This is a genomic window from Clostridium sp. (assembly GCF_032552055.1).
Taxonomy (GTDB): Bacteria; Bacillota; Clostridia; order Clostridiales; family Clostridiaceae; genus Clostridium.
Window position 1 is genome coordinate 1 of sequence record NZ_JAWGSV010000104.1, and the last position, 10,580, is coordinate 10,580.

At 28.5% G+C, this 10,580-nt stretch carries 10 protein-coding genes; all 10 read left to right on the forward strand.

Annotated elements, in window-relative coordinates:
• Nucleotides 1–940 (forward strand): helix-turn-helix domain-containing protein (locus E6248_RS08680; RefSeq protein WP_316340419.1); only part of this gene is annotated, 940 nt, incomplete at its 5' end.
• A gap of 246 nt (nucleotides 941–1,186) precedes the next feature.
• Nucleotides 1,187–2,335 carry a glycerate kinase gene (locus tag E6248_RS08685; protein ID WP_316340420.1) on the forward strand — a complete coding sequence of 383 codons (1,149 nt, stop codon included), beginning with the start codon at nucleotides 1,187–1,189 and terminating at the stop codon, nucleotides 2,333–2,335.
• 44 nt (nucleotides 2,336–2,379) lie between these two features.
• Nucleotides 2,380–2,685, forward strand: coding sequence for a DUF3307 domain-containing protein (locus E6248_RS16405; protein ID WP_291664940.1), 306 nt, complete (start codon nucleotides 2,380–2,382; stop codon nucleotides 2,683–2,685).
• A gap of 66 nt (nucleotides 2,686–2,751) precedes the next feature.
• The gene (locus E6248_RS08690) at nucleotides 2,752–3,675 is read left to right on the forward strand and encodes a sugar ABC transporter permease (protein WP_316340427.1); all 924 of its coding nucleotides are present in this window, start codon (nucleotides 2,752–2,754) and stop codon (nucleotides 3,673–3,675) included.
• A gap of 1 nt (nucleotide 3,676) precedes the next feature.
• Nucleotides 3,677–4,528, forward strand: coding sequence for a carbohydrate ABC transporter permease (locus tag E6248_RS08695; protein ID WP_316340421.1), 852 nt, complete (start codon nucleotides 3,677–3,679; stop codon nucleotides 4,526–4,528).
• Nucleotides 4,529–4,602: 74 nt separating this feature from the next.
• The gene (locus E6248_RS08700) at nucleotides 4,603–5,883 is read left to right on the forward strand and encodes a sugar ABC transporter substrate-binding protein (RefSeq protein WP_316340422.1); all 1,281 of its coding nucleotides are present in this window, start codon (nucleotides 4,603–4,605) and stop codon (nucleotides 5,881–5,883) included.
• 62 nt (nucleotides 5,884–5,945) lie between these two features.
• The gene (locus E6248_RS08705) at nucleotides 5,946–6,902 is read left to right on the forward strand and encodes a BadF/BadG/BcrA/BcrD ATPase family protein (RefSeq protein WP_316340423.1); all 957 of its coding nucleotides are present in this window, start codon (nucleotides 5,946–5,948) and stop codon (nucleotides 6,900–6,902) included.
• Nucleotides 6,903–6,906: 4 nt separating this feature from the next.
• Nucleotides 6,907–7,647: a sugar isomerase domain-containing protein gene (locus E6248_RS08710; RefSeq protein WP_316340424.1), complete on the forward strand. Its 741-nt coding sequence runs from the start codon at nucleotides 6,907–6,909 to the stop codon at nucleotides 7,645–7,647.
• Between the two features lie 15 nt (nucleotides 7,648–7,662).
• Nucleotides 7,663–9,687, forward strand: coding sequence for a DUF6259 domain-containing protein (locus E6248_RS08715; protein ID WP_316340425.1), 2,025 nt, complete (start codon nucleotides 7,663–7,665; stop codon nucleotides 9,685–9,687).
• Between the two features lie 105 nt (nucleotides 9,688–9,792).
• On the forward strand, nucleotides 9,793–10,533 hold the full coding sequence (locus tag E6248_RS08720; protein ID WP_316340426.1) for an SIS domain-containing protein: 741 nt from the start codon (nucleotides 9,793–9,795) through the stop codon (nucleotides 10,531–10,533).
• The last annotated feature ends 47 nt before the right edge of the window (nucleotides 10,534–10,580 follow it).

Consider the following 10,580-nt stretch of genomic DNA (forward strand, 5'->3'; position numbering starts at 1 on the left):
TATGTATAGAGGGAGTAAAAGTGGAGTGAATATGCCAATTACTTACAATAATAGAGTGATTGGTGTAATTGGAATTACAGGTACAGCTGAAGAAGTTATCCCATATGGACCATTAGTAAAAGAGTTAGTAGAAATGATTATTAATGAAATGGATAGTAGAATAGCTAATGCATCTAAGACTAATAGTAGAAAAAAATTTTTTAAAGATATAATTCAGGATAATGATGTTAAAGATATGGATTATTATATTTCAAGGGCAAAATTATTAGAAATAGATTTGGAAGTTCCGAGAAGAATGATATTTTTAAAAATCTTGGATTCTAATAAGTTTGATTATCAGAATATTGAGATTTTATTTAGAGATATATTTAATAATGAAATATTAAATATAAATAATGAGAAACTCATATTATTGAATAGTTACAATAATCTTGATGAATTGATAAAAAAATTACTTTTTGAATTAGAATCTAATTTAGATCAAAAAATAAAATATTATTTCATAATAGGTGAAGAATGCAAGAGTTTAGTTGATTATCATAATGTGTACTCTAGTATGAGTATAATAGAATCTATTATTCCAAAGGATGCAACTGAAAAAGTGATATACATGAGAGATTACGAGATTAGGTTACTTATAAATGGATTATCTAACGAAAGTAAAAAAGTGTATCTTAGTAAATATATTAATGTATTTAGTGAAAAAAATAAAGCAACTAAAGAACTTTTAAGAACTATAAAAGTATACTTTACCAATAATATGAAAATAAGCGATACTGCTAAATCGATGTATATGCATAGAAATACAGTAATGTATAGGCTAAATAAATTTAAAGAGTTATACGGATTAGATTTATCACAACCTTATGAATGTGCTAAATTGTATTTAGGTATACTTATATATGAAGACGATTTAATAAAAATGAATAAAGACAATTAATTTTAAACTTATTATGTAGTATAGATTTTAAATTAAAGAGATATTAGCGATGATTTATAAATAAGTCATTAACTAATATCTCTTTTTATTTAATATAGCAAGAATAAGACCAATTTTTTTGTGCATTGGAAACAAAAAAAACAGTAAAAATCCTTAAAATCTTATAATCTAAACACATTGATTAGAAGTTTGTAAACATTTACTATTATAAGTGTAGACAATATTAGCATAAAAGGTGGTGAGCATATGAAAGTAGTGATTGCCCCAGATTCTTATAAGGGAAGTTTAACGGCAATGGAAGTAGCCAGTTGTATTGAAGAGGGAATAAAAAGATACAACAAAAATATAGAAGTTGTAAAAGTTCCTATGGCAGATGGTGGAGAAGGTACTGTTCAAGCATTAGTAGACGCAACAGGAGGCAGAATAATAAATCTAAAGGTATGTGACCCATTATTAAGAGAAGTAGATTCTTTCTATGGAATACTTGGTGATGGAAATACAGCTATTATAGAAATGGCAGCAGCATCTGGAATAAATTTACTGAGATGTAATGAACTTAATCCATTAATTACTTCAACTTATGGAACAGGGCAGATAATTAATGATGCAATTGAAAGAGGATGTAAAAATATAATAGTAGGTATTGGTGGAAGTGGAACAAATGATGGCGGAGCAGGAATGTTAAGAGCCTTGGGTATAAGATTTCTAAATAAAGAAGGTAGAGATATTCCAGAAGGGGGAGCAGCTTTAAAGGAATTACATAGTATTGATAAAAAAAATTTTAATAAGAGAATTTCAAAATGTAATATAAAAGTTGCTTGTGATGTAGATAATCCATTATGTGGTTTAAATGGAGCTTCACATGTTTTCGGACCACAAAAAGGTGCGAGTAATGAAGATATAAAATTACTAGATGAGGCATTAAATCAATATGCAAAAATAATAAAAAATGAATTTAATATAGATGTTTTAAATATTCCTGGATCAGGAGCAGCAGGTGGGAGTGGAGCAGCATTTTTAGCAATAGGTTCAAAACTTGAAAGAGGCGTTGATATAGTAATTAACGAAACAAACCTACAAACAATGATTGAAAGTGCGGATATAGTATTTACTGGAGAAGGAAGAATTGATTTTCAGACAAAGTTTGGTAAAGCTCCATATGGAGTTGCAAAAGAAGCCAAAAAAAATGGACTTCCTGTAATAGCTATTTGTGGGGAGATTGGCGAAGGATACGATGAACTTTACAATCATGGCTTTACAAGCATTTTTAGTATAGTAAATAAGCCTATGACACTGGAAGAGAGTATAAAGGATTCAAAGAAATTAATAAGGGATGTTTCAGAAAGAATAGTAAGGGTTATATGTGAAGGAGATAAATATCTAGATGGAAATTAATTAATAGAGGTGAGATTATTATAAAAGATATTTTATTTATTTTAATGGCTCATGCAACTGGTGATTACTTATTTCAAACTCCACATTTAGCGGAATGTAAGGGTAAAGATAATTATGTTTTATTTATACATTCAATTCTATATTCTTGTGGTATTATGTTTGTTTCATATTTATTGAGTTATAGTGTTAATTTAACTCAATTAGCAGTAATTTCAATAACACATTTTCCTATTGATTATGTTAAGGCAAGAGGAATAACACCTAAATATTTTGGCGAAAAATATGCCTTATATATAGATCAGATTATTCATTACATTATTTTAATATTAGTATTTAAAATAAATTTATAGATAAAAAATATACGATATGTTAACTTTTATAGTTTTCTATCTAAGAGAGGTGTTGAGAAGGTGAAGATGGAGCTAAATTCGAAATATAATTTGAAAAACAAAAAAAGAATGTCTTTAAAAACTAAGGAAGCCTTAACAGGATGGTTATTTGTATCACCAGCTTTAATAGGATTTTCAATATTTACTTTTGGTTCGATAATATATTCATTATATTTATCATTAACTGATTACGACCTTATGAGTAAGCCTAAATTTATAGGATTAGAGAATTTTATACGAGCTTTTACAAAAGATGAATATTTTTATAAATTTTTTGGGAATACATTATATTTTGTAGTTTTTTTAGTGCCAATAGTATTAGTTATATCATTGTTATTAGCTTTACTTATAAATAAAAAAGTAGGAAGGATGACCAAAGCGTATAGAGTAGCATTATTTCTACCAAGTATAACTTCTACAATAGCAGTTAGTATGGTTTGGTTATGGATATTTAATCCTGATATGGGATTAATAAATAATTTGCTAACAGCAATAGGATTTAATAATCCACCTATGTGGCTAAATAGTCCAGAGACAAGTAAGATGGCGTTAATAATCATGCGTGTATGGCAGATGAGTGGTTATTATATGATAATGTTTTTAGCTGGATTGCAAACGATTCCCCAAAGCTTGTATGAATCAGCACAAGTAGATGGAGCTAATAAGATCCAAAGCTTTTTCAAAATAACATTACCAATGTTATCTAATACAACATTTGTAGTTATTATTTTACTAGTTATTGAAGCATTTAATATGTTTGAGTCAATTTTTATAATGACAAATGGTGGTCCTTTAGGATCAACTAGTACAATTATGTACTATATCTATGAGCAAGGTTTTGGAAATTATAATATGGGATATGCATCAGCTATAGCATGGATATTCTTTGTAATTATTATGATAATAACATTAATTCAATATAAATTTAGAAATGAACAGGGGGGAGAATAAAGTGATTATATCTAAAAGAAAAAGCAAAATAATTGGAAATACATCATACCACATTTTTATGATTATATTAAGTTTAATAATGATTTATCCATTTATATGGGCTGTTATGTCTTCTTTTAAGCCTGTTGAACAGCTATATTCAGGAAATCCTTTGAATATTATTCCAACTGAATTTACGTTGCAAAATTATAAAAGATTAATGGAAGTTTTACCTTTTGATAAGATGCTTTTTAATTCTATTTTCTTATCTATAACTATACCAATAGCCATGATTATAGTAGCAGCTTTAGCTGCTTACGCAGTAACAAGAATTGAATTTAAAGGTAGAAATATATTATTCTTTGCTTTTATAGCTACAATGATGATACCAAGCCATGTAACTCTTATACCTAATTATAAAATAATTGTAGATATGAATTTATACAATAGCTTTACAGCAATTTTCTTATCGAGTATGTTTACGGCATCAAATGCATTTAATATATTTTTCTTTAGGCAATATTTTTTAAGTATTCCAAAGGATTTAGAAAATGCAGCAATAGTAGATGGATGCTCTAAAATAGGTATATTTTTTAAGATAGTATTACCAAATGCTAAACCAGCAATAGCAACAACAGCCATTTTATCCTTTAGAAATGTATGGAATTCATTTTTATGGCCAATGTTAGTTATAAATGATTATGATAAACTTCCTCTTACTGTAGGGTTAAACTATCTTAAAGGAAGTGAACCTAACTGGGCAGTGTTATTAGCTGGTGCAACTCTTAGTATAATTCCTATTGTAATTATATTCTTAGTATTCCAAAAATATTTTATGGCATCAACAATGAACTCAGGTTTTGGAGGAAAATAAATATTTAAATCTGTAAAACAAGGAGAAATAATTATTTTTCCTTGATATATAAATTATAAAACGGGGGGATTTCAATGAAAAAATTATTAAAAAAATCAATTGTAGTATTACTATCATTAGTAATGACTATTGGTCTCGTAAGCTGTGGTAGCTCTGATAAAGGAAAGGATAGTGCTAGTGCAGATAATCCAAAGACATTAAAAGTTTATACTTGGTGGGATATAACTAAATTTGCACATCTACAAAAGATGAAAGAAGATTTTGAAAGTAAAAATCCTGATATAAAACTTGAATTTATTACAGTTTCTGGTGATAAATATGCAGATACTATGGTTACTAAGCTAGCTGGTGGAGAAATACCTGACGTAATGATGCTTGCAATGGATCAAGTTCCACGTTATGCAAAAAAGAATATGGTTATGCCATTAGACGATTTAGCAGATCAAGAATATAAAGATTCTTTATATCCAGTTGTTAAAGATGCTTTAACAGTTGATGGAAAAATGTATGCAGCAGGCCGTGATGTTACTCCTAAAGTAATGTATATAAATACAAAGATGTTTAAAGATGCAGGAGTTGAAATTCCAAGCGATACATGGACAATGGATGAGTTTGTAGAAATAGCAAAACAACTTACTAAGGGTTCAGGAGCTGATGCTCAATGGGGATATTACTGGAAAAACTTCACTGATCAAACATATGCTCATATAGCTGCTTTTGGAGGGGAGTTATATTCAGAAGATGGAAAATCAAGTGTACTATCAACTGATGAAAATACAAAGAAAGCTGTACAGTTTATGTATGATCTAACAAATACTTATAAGGTTTGCCCAACTAATGCACAAGCAACTCAATTTGGTGATAATGAATATTCAGCATTTATGGCTAATAAAGTAGCAATGCAAATAGGTTCACTTTCAACAATATCAACTTTGGATACTAATAAGACTGAATATACAGTTTTACCAATTCCTTCTGTAGATGGCGTAAGTAAATCATCTTCATTTGTAAATACATGGGTTATTCCAAAGGGTGCAGAAAATCCAGAATTATCTTGGCGTGTAGTTGAATTCTTATCAGGAAAAGATGGACAACAAATTGCTTTAGATATGAAATTCGGCTTACCAGCTTCAAATAAAGTTGATACATCAAAATTTGTAAGTGAAAATAGTTACAACAAATATTTTGTAGATGCATTAGAAACAGCAGTTCCATATCCAGTAAATATTAATGGATCAGAGTTTCAAAATATGTTTGTAAAGGAATGTGAATCTCTTTGGGCAGGTGCTATTACTCCTGATGAATTTGAACAAAGAGTAGATGAACAAGGAAAAGAAATTTTAAGTAAAGAATAAAAATTAGAATTTGGGAGGCCGAAAGGCATCCCAAATTTACTATTTAAAATTGGGAGAGTAATATGAGAAATTTTTTAGTTTGTGATGGTGGTGGAACAAAAACAGATTTTCTTATATTCAATGAAAAAGCAGAAATATTAAGCTGTTATAAATGCACAGGTACTAATGCTTTATTTATAGATGAGGAAAAAGCTATTAACAATGTTATTGAAGGAATAAATGAATGCGTAGCTAAAGCAGGATTAACAGTTAATGATTTAGATTTAATATGTTTATTTATACCAGGATTTGAAAAATGTATAGATATAATAAAGAGAAAAATTAATATAAAAAATATTAAATGTCTATCAGATGTAGAGAATGCTTTTTTTGGAGCTATGGGAAAATCGTACGGAATTGTAGTTTTAAGTGGAACAGGATCTTTTTCAATTGGAATATCCAAGAGCAATAAAAAAGTAGTAAGTGGTGGATGGGGTCCTTTAATTGGAGATAAAGGCAGTGGATATCATATTGGAATTATGTGTCTTGAAAAGCTTGCATATTATTACGATAACAATATAAAAGATAGTAGGTTACGAGAACTATGTCTAGAAAAGTTTAAAATAGATAATGAATTTGAAATTAGAAAAATAATATATTCAAAAGAATTTGGAAGAGAAGATGTAGCAGAAGTATCAAAAATTGTTGCACAAGCAGCAAAAGAACAAGATAAAGATGCAATCAATATTTTAAAGAAAGCTGCATCGGAATTAGTAGAATTAGTTTCTATATTAAATAGACGATTAAATAATGAAATATTACCAGTTTCATTAATAGGAGGAGTTACTAATATTGGAGATTTATTTATAAATTTTTTTAAAGATGAACTATCGTTAAAATGCAAAAATTTATATTATGAAGATCCAAAATATGATCCTTTAATAGGAGCAATGCTATATGTTTTATTAAAAGAAGCCAATATAGATATTGAATGTGATAAAGATGTATTAAGTAGTTTATCTAAATATAGGAGGATATAGAGTTATGTTAATGGATAAGTATTTTGAAGAAATGAAAAAAGTATTAGTAAAAATAGAAGATACACAAAAAGAAAAAATAGTAAAAATATCTGAGGAAATTGCAGATAGATTAGAGAAGGGTGCAGCTTGGCACATAATGGATACAGGACATATGCTTATGTTTGAAGGGGTTGGACGTACAGGTGGTATGATGGCTCTTCAACCAATAAAAATAACATGTGAAATAGAAAATCCAGTAAGATATAGAGCTTCAGCATCAAAAGGTGCAGTAGGTTATGATAGTATTCCTGGATTTGCAGATTTTGTAATAGGAAGATCTAATATATTAGCTGGTGATATTATTATGATAGGTTCAGTTTCTGGCTATAAACATTTCCCTGTAGACTTGGCAATTAAGGGAAATGACTTAGGCTGTTTAACTATAGCTATAACAACAGTTGAGTATTCTAGTAAGCTTAAATCAGATCATCCAAGTGGATTAAGACTTTTTGAAGCTTGCAAATATTATTTGGATAACTGTAGTAATTATGGTGATACATTAGTAGAAGTTGAAGGGTTTGGTCAAAAAATTTGTCCAGCAAGTGGAATTTCTGCAAGTTATATAATGTGGGCTATACAAAGTACAGTTGTAGAAAAACTTCTAGCTAAAGGACTTAAACCTAGTGTGTATATATCTAATCATATGGATAATGCAGCAAAAATTAATGGTGAAGCAATTGATAATTATACAAAGTATGGATATTAATATTAGAGGTGTGTTATGAGATTAATAGGAAAGACATTTATTTGTCAGTATTCAAGTGATACGAATAACTTTAGTAGTATTAAAAATTCTATTACTGGTGATGAATATATAAAAAAAGATATAAAGCAATCTATCATAGAATTATATGGGATAAGTGGTAAAAATAAGTTGAAATTAATCCCAGAAGAAGTTGAGGTATTAGGGAATGAAAAGAAATTAGAAATAAAAATTAAAAAGTTTTCTAATAAAAATATTCTTTGTAATTTATATGTAGAGGCTATTGAAGATAAAATTGTTATTAATGCGGATATTGAAAATTTGGATGATAGCATAGATATAACTGAAGTTCTAATGCCACATATATCAGGAATATTTCTTGGAGAAAGTTATAAAGACGATATAATCATTTATCCTCATCATGCAGGTGAAAAAACAGTAAATCCTGTAATAGGTTACGGAAAAAATAAAAAGGATTTTTGGAGAGCTAGTAGTGTAAAGTTTAAAGATATCTATAGAAGAGAAATAAACTATTGTGGGTTAGCTTCAATGAGTTGGATGTACTATTATGATGATAATAATGGATTATATATAGGAAGTCATGATGAAAGATTCCCTGTAACAGGGATAATTGCTGAAACAAGTGGAGTTGAAAATAATCCATGGATGGGTTTTGGATTTAGAAAATATAAAAGAATAACTAAGGGAGAAAAGTATAGTACTGGAGATTATGTGATTGCAATTACAGATAAAGATTGGCATTATGGCTCAAAAATATATAGAAACTACATTGGAAAATACTTAGATTTTGATCATAACCCAGATTATTTAAATGAACAGTATGCTTTAAATCAATGTTATAACTTCAAAAGAAACGGAAAAATAGAAAATACATTTGATAAAATTCCATATTTATATGAAAAGGGGAAAGAACTTGGAGTTAATCATATGTTTTTAGCAAGCTGGAATAGAACAGGATTTGATTCTTATTACCCAGAATATTATCCTGATATGGAGCTTGGATCAGCTATGGAGTTTAGAAGAGGTCTTGAATATGTAAGAAATAATGGTGGACAATCTACATTATATATAAATGCTAGAATTTTTGATGTTGAATCAAACTTCCACAAAACTCTTGGTGAAAAAATGGCTATTTTAAATGAAAATGAAGAGATGATTTATGAAACATATGGTCCAGCTAAGTTTACGGTAAATTGCCCGTCAGATAAGTTATGGAGAGATTTTTTGTTAGATACTGCAGAATTTACAGTAAAGGCTTATGGATGTGATGGAATTTATCTTGATCAACTTGCTTCAGCTGAACCTTTGCCTTGCTATAACAAAGAGCATAGTCATGAAGATATTGGTGATTTTAATAATGGAAATATTTATGTGTTAAAAGAATTATTAGGAAGACTAAGAAAATATAATCCAAATTCATATATAATGACGGAAAACTGTGGGGATATTTATGGTAGCTATACATGGGGTAATTTAACATGGAATGGCGCAGAGTATGATGAATTTTACAATGTATTTAAATATACATTCCCTGAATTTGCTCAAGTTAATATGGTTAACCCTAGAGGGTGGGAGCCAGATGAAGATAAGAGATATAAATATTTCTTTAAGGATATGCAAAGAGCTATAGTTTTAGGAAATATATTATGGATGGGATTAACAACTAGGCTAACAGAAGAGGCAGGAGAAATTCATAACTATGCTAAAAAAGCTTTAAATTTTAGAAAAAATATACAAGAATATGTAATTAGCTCTTATTTTATTGATAATAAATATATTGAATTTATTAGTAAGGATTGTGATGCATCTGGTTATCAATTATCAGAAAATAAATATGCTTTTATAGTAGGAAATTGTGATATGGTTACTGATGCAAACTTAAAATTAAGATTTGATAATAAAATTAAAAAAATTGAAAAGTATGATATAGATTGGAACAAAGAGGAAATAGACGTAGAGAGTAATGAAATAAGTTTATATATTGGAAGTAGTCGACTATATTGTTTTGTTATAAATAGTTAAACAAAAATGAAATAGATGCTATAAAAATCATGGCTAAAACCAATAAAAATCTGTTATAGTAGTGCCTTGGAAATACATCTTTCAAATTTATTATGGGAGGATTTTATGGAATTTAAATATTTTGATAGAATAAGAGAGTTACTTAATGAAGTAGAGAATAAAGAAAATAATTCTATGAGTAAAGCTGTTGATATATTAGTAAATACAATATTAAATAAAAAATCTATATTTGTATTTGGAGCCTCACATGCAGGAATAATTACTGAAGAACTATATTATAGAGCAGGAGGATTAGTATTAATAAATCCTATTTTTGCAAAATCTCTTATGCTTGATACATCACCAATTACAATGACAAGTAATATGGAAAGATTAGTAGGTTATGGAGAAACTATATGTAAAAACGTACCTATGAAAGAGGGGGACATACTAATAGTTCATTCAGTTTCAGGTAGAAACCCAGTTTCTATTGAAATTGCATTAGAGGCAAAGAGAAGAAAAGCATATGTTATTTGTATAACAAACTTAGAATATTCAAAAACTGTTACGTCTAGACATCCATGCGGTAAGAATTTATATGAGGTATGTGATATAGTTATAGATAACCATGGAGATATAGGTGATGCTTGTGTAGAATTAGATGGGTTAGATCAAAAGGTTAGTCCGTCATCTACTGTTATTGCTGCTACAATAATGAATTCAATAATTGCTGAAGTAACGCAAAAGTTAATTGATAAAGGAATAAGTAAGCCACCAATATTCTATAGTGCTAATATTGATGGTGGTGATGAGCTAAATAGAAATATTTATAACGAGTATAAGGAGGCTATACATTATAAATATTAAAATTAACTAATGTAACTTTAATATTGTTGATATACTAAAATAGAAAG